The sequence below is a fragment of the Roseibium sp. genome (genome assembly GCF_050301095.1).
Lineage (GTDB): Bacteria > Pseudomonadota > Alphaproteobacteria > Rhizobiales > Stappiaceae > Roseibium.
In genome coordinates this window covers 1-14,592 of sequence record NZ_JBNKYW010000044.1, presented here as the reverse complement: position 1 = coordinate 14,592, position 14,592 = coordinate 1, and the positions used below count along the sequence as shown (strand labels likewise).

The following is a 14,592-nucleotide window of genomic DNA, read 5'->3' as shown; positions in this document are numbered from 1 at the left end:
CTCCTAAATGTGAGCCACCTGTCAGCCGAGTAATCTGTTTCTCGAATTGATTATACGTTTATACATCAAAAACTCTTACATTTCAATTGAAATTTATCGACAAAATGGCGAAGTCGTCGCGAATGCCTCAAGCCACGGCCTCATGAAATTATGCATTCTGGCGTCCGCGAGAGCGCTACTCCGCAGCCTGGGGAACGGAAAGATTGTCCAGCGAAGAAACGATGTGTTCCACAAGGGCATCGGTCACCCTGGAGCTGTTGTGCCAGGACCGCATGATGCCGATTTCACATTCGGGAAGACGCGGAAAGCCTTCGGCTTCTGTCAGAACGCGCATGCCGGACCGCAGTGCTGATTCCGGCAGGACGGAAATGGCAAGCCCCGCCAGGACGGCGGCCCCTACCGCAGTCGAGTTCCAGCTCGAATAAAGCAGCCTGTGCTCGCGCATCTGGTCACTCAGGGCATTGATGGCCGCCTTGCGCCAGTCGCAGGTCGCCCGCCCCAGGGCAAGCGGCAAGGGCGACTCGTTTTCCACCGCATGGCGGGCGGAGACCACCCACAGAAGCGGTTCCCGGCGGACCACCTCCACGTGCTTGCGGCCCTTTTTCTGAACGTGGGTGATGATGGCGACGTCCAGCTCCCCTTCCGAGATCATGTCTGCAAGGTTCGGCGTCGGGGCGCACACCACGCTCACTTCCGCCTTCGGATTGGACCTTGAAAACCGCGCCAGGATTTCGGGCAGGAACCGGTCCGCATAATCGTCCGGCGTTCCGAGACGCACGAGACCGGCAAGCTCGGTATCGTCGAATGCGGCCAGCGTTTCGTCGTTCAACTGGACCAGGCGGCGGGCGTAATGCAGCAGGCGTTCGCCATGCTCGGTCAGCCGTGACTGCCGTCCGACCCGGACAAAAAGTGGTTTTCCAACACGTTCTTCCAGCCGGCGCATCTGCATGGACACCGCCGATTGGGTTTTGTGAACATTGTCCGCCGCCCGGGTAAAGCTGCCGCTTTCGGCAATGGCCACGAAGGTTCGGAGCTGATCCAGGTCGAGCATAAGCGCCTCAAATATAAGAGATACTCATACTTACCACAAAACCCATTCAGATTGGAAATGTTTTAGACCCACCCGCCAAAGATGCTTCGTTCCGCACCGAGTTCTCCAGATAACATCACGGGAAGTGATCATTCACATCACAAACATTCGTTGGATTAATATTAGAAGAAAGCCCATCTAGAGCATGTTCCACAAACAAGGAAAGCCATGCGTGGCGCGGAACAGGCTGCCGGAAATTTCTCCGGCCGCTCACAGGAGAATTTTGTCATGACACATACAGCAACCACCCCCTTCTTCGCTCTCTTCGGGCAGATGGCTGCCCGTGCATGGCGTGTATTTGCAAACCGCCGGCACTTTGCGGAACTTCAGGACTGGTCCGATGAACAGCTCAATGACATCGGCCTCACCCGGAGCGATGTTCGACGTGCCCTGGCGCAACCGTTCTATACCGATCCGTCATCTTTGGTGACCGGCTCCGCCGCTTCCCGCCAGGCTCCGAGCCTCAACGCGGCCAATGCTTCGGTCAATCCGGTCTTTTCGATCGCCGGCGCCGCCGGAGCCAAGTGCGGGCAGCTGGCCGCCTAGGAACCTCATCTGGCGGCCATCGGCTGACCTCCCCTTTTTGCAGCCCCTGTCGGCAAGCCTTGCTGACGAAACTGACCCGCCTTTCCGGCGGGTCTTTTTTTGCCGCCACCTCACCATCGCCGGGTTTTGCGGGCAGGTCGGACCATCAGTGTCAGGTGGTGGGTTTTTCCTTTTCGGCCTCAACAAGCTCGTTCATCAAGTCCTCGTAGATACCACCGCCTTTCAGTCGTGATACCTCGTGATCGAACCGTTCGATGAGCTCGTCCGCAAACTCATATGAGTTTGAAACCAGCAAAGGAAATTTTGGACTCTCGTCGTATTTCAGGTCGACAATTTCCAGATCGTCCTCGAGATCCAGTTGCTTGCTGAAGATCTCGAGAACCGGTTTTGCGTGGACGACAATGTCCACACGGTTCAGCTTGAGTTGAAGCAGGCAGTTGTCGATTGTCGGAGCGACCGAAAACTGAACATTCCGGCTTGTGTAAAACTCCTCTGCCCAGCCGTTGCCGAGTACATCGCAGTACCGGTAGTTTTTCAGCGCGCTCAGCCGCCTGTCCTTCAAAAGAACATCCTTGACGGGGCTGCCCCGCCGGATGATCGGATGAAACGGTATTTCCAGCGCCGCCTCGGCACTCTGGCGGGAATGCCGCAGGCGCTTCTCCGTCGCCGTGGTGACCATCCCGTCAACCCGACCGCCGAAGAACACTTGCTGCGCCCTTTCCCAGGGAAGGCCGTCATGGACCAATTCGAACCCGTCAATTCCGGAAAAGATCCGGTCCATCAGGCGAGGCAAAATGCCGTCAACATCGCTCCCGAGGCCGTAGGAGTAAGGCGACCATTCGCTGGCATAGGCGATTGTGAATTTGCGACTTTCCTGAGCGGCCGCCGATTGCGCAACAGCGAGCAGGAGCAAACCTGTCAGGCTCAACAAAACCGCCTTGAAAACCGGTCTGCCTCTCCGGTGAGTTTTTTGTGTCGGCATCTTGTTTGTTCTTGCCAGCATTCCGCTTCAATCCGGGCGGGACCTCATGAACAGCGGAGCGCCACAGAGCACTTCGCCCTTACTCGACATCGTATGCCATGGATGGATGGATACACCAACAGGATTTCAAAAGCGGTTAAACTCCGCGGAAATCTTTCGAGGCCTTCTGGAAGAAGCTGTCGAACGCCTTGAACTGGCCGGCCTGAAAATCGCGCCCGGCGGACATCCAGCTGGACACCATTTCCTCGAGCTCAGAGGCTTCGGTTTCAGGAGCGCCTTCTTCCTCGGGGCCGGCCACTGCTTCAAGCTCGGGCTCTGGCTCTGGTTCTGGTTCTGGTTCCGGGGATTTTGTCACGATGCTGGCCGGTTGCAGGAATGCCCCCCAGAAGGCTTGCATGGCGTCCGCATAGCCTTGCAGGTAATCGGCAGGCGTCGGCTGCGGCTTCGGCCGGCCACGGGCAAATCCGCGCAAATAGGCATCCAGAAGGTTTCGAGCCTCGCCGTGGACGAACGGACGGGCGATCTGTCCCATGGCAAGCGTCGCCGCCACCGGCATCATTTCGTGGATCGCATCGCTCCGCAGACCCGTCAGGGCGGAAATCTGGCCGGCAAGGGCCTTCTGCACCGCCTCTGGCCCGAAGAACGGCATCAAGGCCGCCTCCGACGGGTCCTGGAAAAGTCCGGTGAAGGCGGCAAAGGGATTCGAAGCGGCAGCGGCCGGCTGGGTGAGATTGCCCGGAAACTCGGAAAAACCCGGCATGGTGCTGCCGAAGTACCGGAACCCGTTGAGCGCGGCCGGCAACAGCTGCTCCATCACCCGGCTCAAGTCCTCGTTGGACCAGCCGAACCGGTCGCGAACATCCTGCGTCAGCGAAAAGATGTCGAAAGGGGGAGCCGCCGTATCGCCGCCAGTCATCGCTCTGCTCCGGTCATTGTACCAAGGTCCTGAGATAAAAGACCGTTCGCTGACCACAGTGGCCCTTTGCAGGCGTCAGGTCAATTCTCCGCTTCAACAGGGCTCAATATCTCCACGCAATCCCGCCACGCCTCAGGGGCGTGACCGACCGTCATGTTCAGAGAGATGACGGCGTGATGGCAAGACAAATTCATATTGACAACTCAAATGTCAATATGACAATAAAATTGTCAAAATAAGCTTTTTTCTGCGCACGGCGTGACACTGCCAATGGGTACGATTTGATGAGGCGATGAAATCGCCCGGCAATGCCCGCAGGAAGGCAGGGGTCGCGGGAGAATGGCGCGCAGCACAAGGATTGGAGCAACGAATGATCTGGTTTGCGCTGATTGCAACGAGCCTTGTTGGTATCCTTTTTCTGGTTTTGCTCGGGGTTCTTGCAATCACGCTTTGGCCAAGAAAGCATCCGTTCAAGGCAGGAAGCTGTACCGCGGAAGAATACCGCAGGATCGAAATCGCAAACGGCGTTTGCTTCGATCAGAAATACCCCTTCAGATCGGCTGCTTTTTCCATGACAGACGGCGAACACATCGCAGCCCGTGTTTTCGGATCTGACGATGCTGCGGACATTGTGCTTCTGGTCCACGGCATGGGAGGGGCTGGTGAACGGTGGAACAATCCGGCGGGATTGCTATCCGATGCAACGGGCGCCCTGGTAGTGGTCGTCGATCTTCGCGGACACAACGACTCCGGTGGCCAACGGTATGATCTAGATCGGATCGGCCAATATGAGGAGGATCTCGCCCAGATCTTCAATTTATTTCATGACACGCATCCGGACGCTCGCCTCTGGCTTGCCGGCCACTCCATGGGAGGCGGTATCGCGCTTCGATATGCCTTGAAGCAATCCCGTCCGAAAATGGCAGGTTACCTGTTGTTTGCTCCGTATTTCGGCCCCGGACCGACGGCTCCCGCACATCCCCAGCCGGATTCCATACTTCACATAGACAAGCCCCGCGTTTCCGGGCTCATAGCGTTGAACAGTCTGCGGGTCCGGGCCTTCAACCACCTTCCCGTCGCCTACCTGAACGCGTCGCCGGAGTTCCCCGCCTATTCGTTCCGTGCGATGGCCTCCGGTTTACCGCTGCCTCCCTTAACGGCCGCAGACGGATTGGCTGCGATGGAAGGACCGGTCCTGATTATTGCCGGAGAAGACGATACGGCTGTGAACGCGCTAGGATACGGGCAGGTTTGCGAACCGTTTGCGAATGTCGAGGTCGAGATCTTGCCCGGCCACGGTCATGACAGTCTTCTGAACGATCCTCGAACCTACGAAATCGCACGAACACTCATGGGGCGCGTTTCAAGGATCGCCAAGACCCCGCAAAAGGAACTCCTGTCCTGAATTCCCGATGCCGGCCATCCGCCAGAACCGAGACTTTCGGACCTGTCCTCAGTAGGCATATTCCTTGAACACGTTGGAAATGTCGCCGTTCCAGGACCCGTTGTAGCGCTGCAGCAGCACGTCGGCCGGGCACATGCCCGAGGCAAGGCCTTCCTCGATCGCAGCCAGATGAACGCGCTCGTCGAGATCGCCGTCACTCAGCCGGTTACGGCGTTTCAGGCCTTCCTGTGCGAGTTCAAGAACCTGCTTCGCCACATCGAGAACCGTACCGTCGCGGAACGGCGTCTGCAGGGCTGTTTTCGGCACGTCCCGGCGCAGCGCCGCCCGTTCTTCCCGGGTCCAGTCCTTGACGAGTTCCATCGCCTGATCCAGGACACCCTTGTCGTAAAGCAGCCCGACCCAAAGCGCCGGCAGGGCACAGATGCGCCGCCACGGGCCGCCGTCGGCACCGCGCATTTCGATATATTTCTTCAGGCGCACATCCGGGAACAGGGTCGACAGGTGATTGTTCCAGTCGCCGAGGTTCGGCGTCGCGTCCGGCACCCTTCCTTCCAGCGCGCCGTTCATGAACTGGCGGAAGGTGGTTCCGGTCACGTCGTAATAGGTGGTTCCGCGCTTGACGAAATACATCGGCACGTCGAGCGCCCATTCCACGTAGCGCTCGAAGCCGAAGCCGTCCTCGAAGGCAAAGGGCATGTCGCCGGTCCGGTCCGCATCGGTATCCGTCCAGATCTGGGCCCGGAAGGACTTGAAGCCGTTGGGCTTGCCGTCGGTGAAGGGGGAATTGGCGAAGATGGCGGTCGCAATCGGCTGCAGCGCCAGCCCGACGCGCATTTTCTGCGCCATGTCGGCTTCGGACGAGAAATCGAGGTTCACCTGGATGGTGGAGGTCCGGTACATCATGTCGAGACCGAGCGAACCGACCTTCGGCATGTAGTTGGTCATGATGTCGTAACGGGATTTCGGCATGCGCGGCATTTCGGCACGCGTCCAGGTCGGCGCCATGCCGATGCCCAGAAAACCGACGCCCATGGGCTCGGCAACCTGGCGCACATGGGCCAGATGCTGGTTGGTCTCGCGGCAGGTCTGGTGCAGGTTGTCCAGCGGTGCGCCGGAAAGTTCGAACTGGCCGCCCGGCTCGATGGATATCGCGCCACCGCCCGTATCGTCGGCAAGGCCGATGATCTTGCCGTCGTCCTCGATCCGCTCCCAGCCCAGAAGGCTTTCCATGCCCTCAAGCACGGCCTCGACGCCATTGCCGCCCTCATAGGGAATGGGGGAAAGCTGTTTCAGGCAGAAGCCGAACTTCTCGTGCTCGGTACCGATCCGGAACTTTTCCTCCGGCTTGCAGCCCTCTGCAAGCGTTGCGGCCAGATCCGCAACAGTTTCAATCGGGGTGGAATCGACCGTATCGCGGGCCATGAAACCGTCCTAAATGCTGTGCAGCCCGCCAGCCGGCGCGTCAAGGCGCCCGACAAACCGCAATAATCCGCTGCGTTCCGACAAACGCCAATGAGCTTGCGTGATTTAGGAGTCTTGAAACAAGATTGCAAGCGTGGAAACGACGCAGGATGGACCTCACGCGATCCTGAAGATGGATAACGGTTCCGCGCGACCGCGCAGCTGAACCGACCCGAGACTGGTCGCGCTCGTGCCTTCGGGAAGCTGGGCCACGGTTTCGGCGGAGGCAAGTGCAATCACCTTGGCGCCGGGGTCTACCTGCTTGCCATGTTCCTGAAGCCGCGCGGCGACATTCACCGCATCGCCGATGACCGTATAGTTCATCCGGGCCGCCGAGCCGATGTCGCCGACCACGACCTTGCCCGTGTGCACGCCGATGCGGACCCGCAGATTCCGGATCGGCGAGGCTTCGATCTGCTCCGCCAGCGCCTTGACCGCCTCGATTGCCCTGGCCGCATGATCCGGCTGGTCCGAGGGCGCGCCCCAGAAGGCCATGACGCCATCGCCGAGGAACTTGTCGATCGTACCGTCCCGCTTGGTGATCGCGCTGGAAACAGTTTCGAAATAGCCGTTGAGATAGGCCGCGGTCTCTTCCGCCGTCAGGTTTGATGCCATGGTCGTGAACCCGGCAAGATCGGTGAAGACGATTGTCATTTCCCTCAATTCGATATTGCGGGAACTGGTCATGCCCTCTTCGATCAGGCGGGAGACAAGCTGGCGCGGAACGTATTTCGCAAAGGCATTGAGCGCGCCGATGGAGCCGTTGAAGGCCCGGTTGACATCGTCGAGTTCGCTCAGGCGAGAGCGCGGCAGGCGTTCGACGCCCGCGAAGTCGAGTTGCCGCAGCCCGGCCGCTGTCTGGGCCAGCCGGATCAGCGGTCGCCCGAGCATGCGCCCGACGGCAAAAGACAGAACGGCCCCGACAATGAGCGCAACGATCGCCGCATAAAGCACGATCCGCGTCTGGTCGAGCGCGGCACCGAATTCCTCGGCCCGGTAAAGCGTGCCGAGGATCCAGCCCTGCGCCGGTCCGGCACCGATCTCCGTATAGATGGCCGTAAACATGCCATTGTCGCCGGGGAACACCCGTCCCTTGATCGATCCGCCCATATTGTGCGCCCGCCGGTCTTCGACCCAGATCCGGGAGAGAGGCGATCCGCCAAGGTCTTCCAGGGCCGGAAGCGGGGCTTCGGGACTGGCGGCGAAAGCCGATACCGGCAGACCGCCGATAACAATGGCCTTGTCGCGCCCCGACAGGATGAAAACGCTCTGCCGCCCTTCAAAGGCCATCGACCCGGCAATGGCGGCAAAGACGGACCGCGGGTAAAGCCCCTTCAGGAGCTGACCGTTGCCGAGATCGAGTTCCGCCACCTTGACCGCTTCTCCAAAGCCCTCCTCATAAGTGAAGTCCGACCAGGCAACGTCCGGCAGTTCATCGGGCGGAGTCTCGCTCATCACCGAGCGGCCAAGTTCCAGTCCGGCCCCCTCGGGAAGGAGTTTTTCGAAGGGCTGAATATCGGCCTCCGTCAGATGGACGCCGTTTCCAGCGGTGGCGAGGGCAATCGATCTGAAAACCTGTTCCTGCTCGCGGAAAAACCCGGTCAGCACAGCCTCGTTGCCCTTCAGGACCGCGAGACCCTGCTCGTCCAGAAGCCGGCCTGCAATCCGCCTGTCGGAGGCAGCCATATAGGTGATGATGATGCCGCAGATGACCACCAGGAGAAACGAGAACACCAGGCCGAGCGCAACGCCCACCGGCAATCGGAACCCTGGCCGGACCGGCACCTCCGGAGACACTGCTCCGGTCGCCCTGCCTCCTGCATCCTGCGAGAGCGGAGCACTTTCCGCCGCCCCTGATACCTGAGGAAGGGTCTCCCGTGTCATACCGTTATCTCCAGTCGCCCACGGTGGCCTGAATGACCGTCAGAGCCGCAACGGCTGCCGTATCCGCCCGCAGGATCCGGGGTCCAAGGGGAATGGGAGTGACGAAATCGAGACTGCGCAGCAGGTCCCGTTCCTCTTCGGAAAACCCGCCTTCCGGACCGATCAGGACCGCAAGCGGTGGCGGGCCTGCCTCTTTCATCTGGGCCAGGGTAAGAAGCGGGTTCTGGCTTCCCTCCGCCTCGTCGCAGAACAGCAATTTGCGTCCGGGCTGCGCATCGCTCCACACGGACAGAACGTCGCTCAGGGGTTGCGGCGCCAGCACCTCCGGCACCGACAGCACGCCGCACTGTTCGGCCGCCTCGATCACATTGGCTTCCATCCGCTCCAGATTGACGCGGCTTGCCTGCGTGTGCTGCGTCATCACCGGCTTCAGGCTGCCGACCCCCATCTCCACGGCCTTCTGGACCATATAGTCGAGGCGGGCGTGCTTGAGCGGGGCGAACATATACATCAGGTCGTTGCGCGCGGTCTGTTCGCGCACGCGTTCCATCAACTGGAGCGCACAGTCTCTGCGGCCATTGCTGGAAATCTTGGCCAGCCACTCGCCGTCGCTGCCGTTGAACACCAGCACGTAGTCGCCGTCCTTCATGCGCAGGACGTTCAGAAGATAGTTCGACTGGCTCCGGTCCGCCTCGATTCGGGCCCCGTCGGCGAGGATATGCCGGAGAAACAGGCGCTGCATTTTGAACTCGTATTTTGCCATCTTTCTAGCTAGGTGAGCGAATGTGAAAGTTTCAAGGCAAAACGCCTCATGGCGCAATCCATGCACACTATTCGGCCCTGACTGCTCTCCCTGCCCACCCGAAGCACCGCTTGCGTTACGCACAGTGAAATGACACCGCAGTCCCCTGCCCTGTCATCGCCCCCTTGACCCCTCGCAGTGGAATGACCAGTTTTGACCTTCTCAAAAAGGAATCATTTGTGGCCGACAGCACTTCCAACGTTGCCGAGTTTTCCGTCTCCGAAATCTCCTTTTCCATCAAGCGCACGATGGAGGATGCTTTCGGCTATGTGCGGGTGCGCGGCGAACTTGGCCGGATTTCCCGTCCGGGATCGGGTCACATTTACCTGGATTTGAAAGACGACCGGGCGGTGCTTTCGGGCGTCATCTGGCGCGGTGTTGCCTCCAAGCTGAAGATCCAGCCCGAACAGGGCCTGGAGGTGATCGCCACCGGCAAGATCACCACCTTCCCCGGACAATCCAAATATCAGATGGTGATCGATGCGCTGGAACCGGCCGGTGCCGGCGCGCTGATGGCGCTGCTGGAGGAGCGCAAGAAGAAGCTGGCCGCCGAAGGCCTGTTCGCGGAGGAGCGCAAGCGGCGGCTGCCGCCGCTGCCGAAGGTCATCGGCGTCGTCACGTCGCCCACCGGGGCCGTGATCCGCGATATCCTGCACCGCATCGACGACCGTTTTCCCCTTCACGTGCTTGTCTGGCCCGTGCGCGTTCAGGGTGAGACGTCCGGCGCCGAAGTCGCCAATGGCATTCGCGGTTTCAACACGCTTGATCCGGATGGGCCGATCCCGCGCCCCGATGTTCTGATCGTCGCCCGCGGCGGCGGCAGCATCGAGGATCTGTGGGGCTTCAACGAGGAAGCGGTCGTGCGCGCGGCGGCCGACAGCCAGATTCCCTTGATTTCAGCAGTCGGACACGAAACCGACTGGACCCTGATCGATCTGGCGGCCGATGTCCGCGCGCCGACACCGACGGGCGCGGCCGAAATCGCAGTTCCGGTGAAGGCCGAGCTGATGGCGATGGTCGACGACCGTTCCCGACGGTTGAATTCGGGCCTTGTCCGCTTTGTCACGTCCCGGCGCACCGAGCTGCGCGCCGCAAGCGCGGCCCTGCCCGCTCCCCAGGACCTGCTCGCCCTGCCACGGCAGAAATTCGACACGCTGGCAAGCAGTCTGGAACGGTCGCTGATCGTCAGCACCCGCACGCACCGCACGTATTTTCAGAATCTTACCGGACGGCTGTCGCCGATTCTGCTCACTCGTCTGAGCTCCAAGGCCCGGCAGGACCTCGACCAGGTCAGCGAGCGGCAGAAACGTGCCCTCACCGTCGCCTTTGCCCAGAAGCGGCAAGCCTATGCCGCCGTAGCTGTCCGGCTGACACCTGCCCGCCTCACCCAGCAGGCAACACTCGGCAAGGAGCGCCTGACCGGACTCGCCGAGCGGCTCGACCGCGCTTATCTGGCACGTCTCACCCAGGAGAAGGCCCGCGTCGATGGCTTGCAGAAACTGCTGAAGTCCCTTTCCTACAAGGACGTTCTGGCCCGCGGCTATGCCGTTGTCCGCGATGACAGCGGCCAGCCGGTCCGCTCCGCCGCAGCCGTTTCCTCCGGCGCCGCGCTTTCCATCGAACTGGCCGACGGCAGCATCGATGCGGTCGCCACGTCCGGAGGGCCGGACACGAGGGGAGCCAAGCCGAAGCGGAAAAAACCCGATGCCGGGAAGCCCGTGGATCAGGGCAGTCTGTTTTAGACCAGTCTGATCAGGTCACACGCTCCACGCGGCGGCGCGAGACGCTGGTTTGCGCCAAACGCGCCTTGCAAGGCCTACCTGCGCGAAGCAACCCGCCTCACATCCATTCGCTACCCGCCTCACCCAGCTTCCGCCCAGCCAGATGCATCGCGGCAGCATCGTTCCATTTCAAGCTGTTGGTGAACAGGCGCACAGACCGCATTGACGCGGGCCAGTCCCGTTCCAGCAGGGCGTTCATGTCCAAGGCGACCTGCGAGGCGCTGAACTCCCGAAGCCGCCGCTGCCTGTCCAGGCCCTGCAGTTCTGTCAGGTTCTTACAGTTTGCCAGGGAAAGCCTTTCCAGATCCGCCCCGCCAAGGTCCAGACTTGTCAGTTGCAATTGGTCCTCCAAACGCAGCGCGGAGAGAGCGGGAAATCGGGACAGGTCCCCCAGGGTGGTCAACCCGCGCACGCGCAGTATCTGCAGGACTTCGATACTGGCACTCGACAGGTCGTCAATATCGGTGCGCCCCCCTATGATCAGCATCAGCTCTTTCAGGTTTGGAATGGCTCCGGCGAAGTCCAGCGCGTGCTTCTTGGCAAAGGCGCTTAACGTCAGTTTGCTGAGTTGCGGCAGGTCTACGATTGCGCCGATGTTCCTGGCGTGTCCCTGAACGAAAAAATCCCGGAGAGATACGCAGTGCTTGACTGGCGCAAGATCGAAATTGCGTTTCCGGTTTTCGGCCAGGCTGAGACGCTCAAGCGCGCCAAGCCTCAGCGAGTTCAGGAAGTCCGGACGGTCAAATTCGAACACTCCGAAATGGAGGCGCTCCAGTTTCGGCAACCGGCCGATTTCGTCTTCATGCGCAATCTGCGACAGGCAATCCAACGAAAGATTGCGCACTTCCGGCAAGTGACGCAGAACCCTGGCGTCGAATACTTCGTCCTGGTGCCAGTAGAACCTCACTTGAAGACGGCTCTGAAAGAGACCGCAGGCTTCATTCAGCACCTCAAGAAGCGGTGGCGAATAGGCTACTGCCTCAGTGAACTGAACCACCAATTCGCCATGTTTTTCGCAGGCATCGGCAATTTCGGGCAAAGAAAACATGCCCGGGTCATTTATGCGCCGGCCATCGACATTGATCATTAGAAATTCCGTGCAATTGCCGTCTTCGGCAGGAGAGGCCTCTATACCACGTAAAATTGACGAGGCTGTAAAGACACCGCCCTGCCGTAGCCGACAAAAAGCACCCTTGGACCAAAGACACATGAAAAGGCGTATTCGGATATCCATCGGCGGCAGGACATGCAAAGTTAAACAAGTTACGCCAGAAACTCCTTTCCGGGCACCGCCGAAGACAACCGATTATCGAAATATTCACTCAAAATTCCCTTGAAAATCAGCACCTTTACGCCTTTCGTAAAGTTTTACCAGGGCGATTTACCTTCAACTCAATTAACCTGTCGTAAAGTAAGACATCGCTCGATCCGTTGAAAACGACGACGGAGGTAAAGGAAACGATGCATCGCAGACAGTTTGGCAAACGCAGCCTCACCCGGTCGGCCGGCCCGCAATGGCAAATGCAGGAAGCCAACCTGGCCATTCCCTCTTTTCAGCCCGCGATGGCCGCCGATCTCACGCTCTCAAGCGACGACAATTTTTCCATCGAAACCATGCTGGTCGATGCGCTGGCGATGGTGTTCAGCTTCAAGGGCCGGATCAACAGAATGGAGTACTGGTGCATCGGCGGCGCCCGCTTCTTTTTGCTGACGATGGTTGCGATCGCATACTACAGATGGCTCGACGCCAGGGGGCTTCAGGACATCGTCGACATCGTCGTCGTGACCCTCCAGACAGAAGGCATCGCCTACTATTTTGCCTTTTTCCTGCTGTCCCTGTGCGGCTGGTCGCTGGAAGTCCGGCGCCTTCATGACCGGGACGTGTCGGCCTACTGGATCCTGACCTGGTTCATTCCGATTGCCGGATCGATCGTCGGCATCTGCCAGATATTCGCCAACTGCTTCTTCACTGGCACGCGCGGCCCCAACCGCTTCGGCTATTGACGCGCCTGACACAAAGCCGCGCAACCCACCTTTCCAACGAAGGGCGAAGACCGTTCCGGTATTCGCCCTTCGGCCTTTTGCCAGCCAAAATGCCCCTCCCGCAGCTCTTTTCCGGCACAAATCGTGAGAGAAACCGCCGATGCGTCAAATTTGAACCAATTTCATAACAGCAATCTAAAGTTGCTTCTTCTAACCTCGCCTCCTGTTAATTCAAACAATGATTAGCACGGAGGCGCGAATGCCGACGCAGCGTACGCAATTTGGAAAACGCGGTCTGAACCAGCCGAACCCGGTGACTTGGACCTCCAGGCAATCTGGAGGCGCGGCGGCTTCCGCCACAATGGCCTATCCGTCCGGCAACGGTGCATATGCACGGGCGGGAGCAGAAGCCGCTCAATTTGCGGGGGAAATGAGTTTTTCCGCCATGGGCGCCGTCACTCACGTCCTTGGTCTGTTTTTCAGTTTCAACGGCCGTATAGGCCGCCTTGGCTACTGGGGACTCGGCACTTTTAACCTGGCCATGATGATCGCGATCGTCTTTGCTTATTTCGCAGCGCTCAATATCGACTTCGACAACAGGGAAGAAGCCGAGCGGATCCTGGCAAATGCCAGTCTGCTCTCGCTCTGGCTGATCCTGCTGCCATTTTCAGTCTCCAATATTTCCCTGCAGGTGCGACGTTTCCACGACAGAGATGTTTCCGCCCTGTGGATGTTTGTCTGGTTCATCCCGATCATCGGCATCTTTCCCTGTCTGTTCCAGGGCATCGCCAATGCTTTCTTTGCCGGAACACGCGGCCCAAACCGCTTCGACACGCCAGCAAGCCAGGCCCACGTTTTCGACTGAACTGTGCACCGGGCGCCCCCCCGAAACAAAGACGCCGCCGGAGCGAATCCGGCGGCGTCTTTGTTTTAAAGGTTGTCGAGAGCTAAGCCATCAGCTCCGGCAGGATCGTGATGATCGAGGGGAAGGCCAGCAGCCCTGCAATGGTCAGGACGTCCGCGACGAAGAACGGCACGCATCCGCGGAAGACCTCCTGCACCGGAATATCCGGCCTGACGCCCGACACCACGAAACAGTTCAACCCGATGGGCGGCGTAATCAGGCAGAGTTCCGCCATCTTCACCACCAGAATCCCGAACCAGATCGCGCAGGCCTCGCCTGACATGCCGAAGGCGCTGTCGGCGGCCGACACCCCCTCGCCGCCGTTCAGGGCCATCACCGCCGGATAGACCACCGGCAAGGTCAGGATCAGCATGCCGATCGCGTCCATGAACATGCCGAGCACCGCATAAGCCAGCAGGATGCAGACCATCACCACCCAGGGCGAATAATCCAGGCTGACGATGAAGTCCTTGAAGGCATCGGGAAGTTCAGCGAACCCCAGAAAGCGGACATAGACCAGCACGCCCCAGATGAGCGTGAAGATCATGACCGTCAACTTGGCGGTTTCATGCAGGGCCTGCCCGAGCTGACGGGTCCGCATGCCTTTGGCGAAGGCAACCACCAGCACCACGAAGGCTCCGAGAGATCCTGCCTCGGTCGGCGTCGCCAGCCCGAAAAAGAACGAGCAGAAGATGATGGCCACCACGGCAATGATCGGCAGCGTACCGGGGACGCTTTCGAACCTTTCGCCCCACGTGAAGCCCCTGACCGGGGGCGCATCCCCGCGCCAGGCGGAAATTGCGACGATGATCCCGACATAGATCAGTGCGGAGAAGAC

At 59.8% G+C, this 14,592-nt stretch carries 13 protein-coding genes; 5 read left to right on the top strand and 8 right to left on the bottom strand.

Going from position 1 to position 14,592, the window contains the following annotated elements; genetic code table 11:
• Positions 1–175: 175 nt before the first annotated feature.
• Entirely contained in the window at positions 176–1,051 is an 876-nt protein-coding gene (locus ACQY7U_RS03570) for a LysR substrate-binding domain-containing protein (RefSeq protein WP_428642036.1), read from the bottom strand.
• A 267-nt stretch (positions 1,052–1,318) separates the two neighbouring features.
• On the opposite strand from ACQY7U_RS03570, the gene ACQY7U_RS03565 reads away from it, so the two are divergent.
• Complete coding sequence (locus tag ACQY7U_RS03565) at positions 1,319–1,636, top strand: DUF1127 domain-containing protein (RefSeq protein ID WP_428642033.1); 318 nt, start codon at positions 1,319–1,321, stop codon at positions 1,634–1,636.
• Between the two features lie 151 nt (positions 1,637–1,787).
• Here the strand turns inward: ACQY7U_RS03565 and ACQY7U_RS03560 are convergent, their stop codons facing one another.
• Together ACQY7U_RS03560 and ACQY7U_RS03555 are read right to left on the bottom strand one after the other, a co-directional pair.
• Complete coding sequence (locus ACQY7U_RS03560) at positions 1,788–2,564, bottom strand: substrate-binding periplasmic protein (protein ID WP_428642032.1); 777 nt, start codon at positions 2,562–2,564, stop codon at positions 1,788–1,790.
• 190 nt (positions 2,565–2,754) lie between these two features.
• The gene (locus tag ACQY7U_RS03555; protein ID WP_428642030.1) at positions 2,755–3,534 is read right to left on the bottom strand and encodes a DUF937 domain-containing protein; all 780 of its coding nucleotides are present in this window, start codon (positions 3,532–3,534) and stop codon (positions 2,755–2,757) included.
• Between the two features lie 370 nt (positions 3,535–3,904).
• Here ACQY7U_RS03555 and ACQY7U_RS03550 point away from each other — a divergent pair, with 370 nt between their 5' ends.
• Positions 3,905–4,939 (top strand): alpha/beta hydrolase, encoded by a 1,035-nt coding sequence (locus ACQY7U_RS03550; protein WP_428642028.1) that lies wholly within the window; start codon positions 3,905–3,907, stop codon positions 4,937–4,939.
• Positions 4,940–4,987: 48 nt separating this feature from the next.
• On the opposite strand, the gene ACQY7U_RS03545 is transcribed toward ACQY7U_RS03550, so the two are convergent.
• From ACQY7U_RS03545 to ACQY7U_RS03535, 3 genes are all read right to left on the bottom strand, one after another.
• Complete coding sequence (locus ACQY7U_RS03545; RefSeq protein ID WP_428642026.1) at positions 4,988–6,361, bottom strand: glutamate--cysteine ligase; 1,374 nt, start codon at positions 6,359–6,361, stop codon at positions 4,988–4,990.
• Positions 6,362–6,517: 156 nt separating this feature from the next.
• On the bottom strand, positions 6,518–8,284 hold the full coding sequence (locus ACQY7U_RS03540) for an adenylate/guanylate cyclase domain-containing protein (RefSeq protein ID WP_428642024.1): 1,767 nt from the start codon (positions 8,282–8,284) through the stop codon (positions 6,518–6,520).
• 4 nt (positions 8,285–8,288) lie between these two features.
• Positions 8,289–9,047, bottom strand: a complete 759-nt coding sequence (locus ACQY7U_RS03535) for a 16S rRNA (uracil(1498)-N(3))-methyltransferase (RefSeq protein WP_428642022.1) — start codon at positions 9,045–9,047, stop codon at positions 8,289–8,291.
• Positions 9,048–9,229: 182 nt separating this feature from the next.
• Between ACQY7U_RS03535 and xseA the strand changes: the two genes are divergently transcribed.
• A complete protein-coding gene (gene xseA, locus ACQY7U_RS03530) occupies positions 9,230–10,828 on the top strand; it encodes an exodeoxyribonuclease VII large subunit (protein ID WP_428642020.1) in 1,599 nt (532 codons plus the stop codon).
• Positions 10,829–10,925: 97 nt separating this feature from the next.
• Here the strand turns inward: xseA and ACQY7U_RS03525 are convergent, their stop codons facing one another.
• Positions 10,926–11,954 carry a hypothetical protein gene (locus ACQY7U_RS03525; RefSeq protein WP_428642018.1) on the bottom strand — a complete coding sequence of 343 codons (1,029 nt, stop codon included), beginning with the start codon at positions 11,952–11,954 and terminating at the stop codon, positions 10,926–10,928.
• Positions 11,955–12,328: 374 nt separating this feature from the next.
• Between ACQY7U_RS03525 and ACQY7U_RS03520 the strand changes: the two genes are divergently transcribed.
• Both ACQY7U_RS03520 and ACQY7U_RS03515 read left to right on the top strand, forming a co-directional pair.
• Positions 12,329–12,871, top strand: coding sequence for a DUF805 domain-containing protein (locus tag ACQY7U_RS03520; protein WP_428642015.1), 543 nt, complete (start codon positions 12,329–12,331; stop codon positions 12,869–12,871).
• Positions 12,872–13,109: 238 nt separating this feature from the next.
• Positions 13,110–13,715 carry a DUF805 domain-containing protein gene (locus ACQY7U_RS03515; RefSeq protein ID WP_428642013.1) on the top strand — a complete coding sequence of 202 codons (606 nt, stop codon included), beginning with the start codon at positions 13,110–13,112 and terminating at the stop codon, positions 13,713–13,715.
• Positions 13,716–13,797: 82 nt separating this feature from the next.
• On the opposite strand, the gene ACQY7U_RS03510 is transcribed toward ACQY7U_RS03515, so the two are convergent.
• Positions 13,798–14,592, bottom strand: a 795-nt coding sequence (locus ACQY7U_RS03510; protein ID WP_428642011.1) for a TRAP transporter large permease subunit, incomplete at its 5' end; no start/stop codon positions are given.

What these genes read in the sequence shown, in the direction of transcription:
- ACQY7U_RS03550 (WP_428642028.1), top strand. Translation starts at nt 3,905, where the DNA reads ATGATCTGGTTTGCGCTGATTGCAACGAGCCTTGTTGGTATCCTTTTT.
- ACQY7U_RS03525 (WP_428642018.1), bottom strand. Translation starts at nt 11,954, where the DNA reads ATGATCAATGTCGATGGCCGGCGCATAAATGACCCGGGCATGTTTTCT.
- ACQY7U_RS03570 (WP_428642036.1), bottom strand. Translation starts at nt 1,051, where the DNA reads ATGCTCGACCTGGATCAGCTCCGAACCTTCGTGGCCATTGCCGAAAGC.
- ACQY7U_RS03515 (WP_428642013.1), top strand. Translation starts at nt 13,110, where the DNA reads ATGCCGACGCAGCGTACGCAATTTGGAAAACGCGGTCTGAACCAGCCG.
- ACQY7U_RS03555 (WP_428642030.1), bottom strand. Translation starts at nt 3,534, where the DNA reads ATGACTGGCGGCGATACGGCGGCTCCCCCTTTCGACATCTTTTCGCTG.
- xseA (WP_428642020.1), top strand. Translation starts at nt 9,230, where the DNA reads ATGACCAGTTTTGACCTTCTCAAAAAGGAATCATTTGTGGCCGACAGC.
- ACQY7U_RS03565 (WP_428642033.1), top strand. Translation starts at nt 1,319, where the DNA reads ATGACACATACAGCAACCACCCCCTTCTTCGCTCTCTTCGGGCAGATG.
- ACQY7U_RS03535 (WP_428642022.1), bottom strand. Translation starts at nt 9,047, where the DNA reads ATGGCAAAATACGAGTTCAAAATGCAGCGCCTGTTTCTCCGGCATATC.
- ACQY7U_RS03545 (WP_428642026.1), bottom strand. Translation starts at nt 6,361, where the DNA reads ATGGCCCGCGATACGGTCGATTCCACCCCGATTGAAACTGTTGCGGAT.
- ACQY7U_RS03520 (WP_428642015.1), top strand. Translation starts at nt 12,329, where the DNA reads ATGCATCGCAGACAGTTTGGCAAACGCAGCCTCACCCGGTCGGCCGGC.
- ACQY7U_RS03540 (WP_428642024.1), bottom strand. Translation starts at nt 8,284, where the DNA reads ATGACACGGGAGACCCTTCCTCAGGTATCAGGGGCGGCGGAAAGTGCT.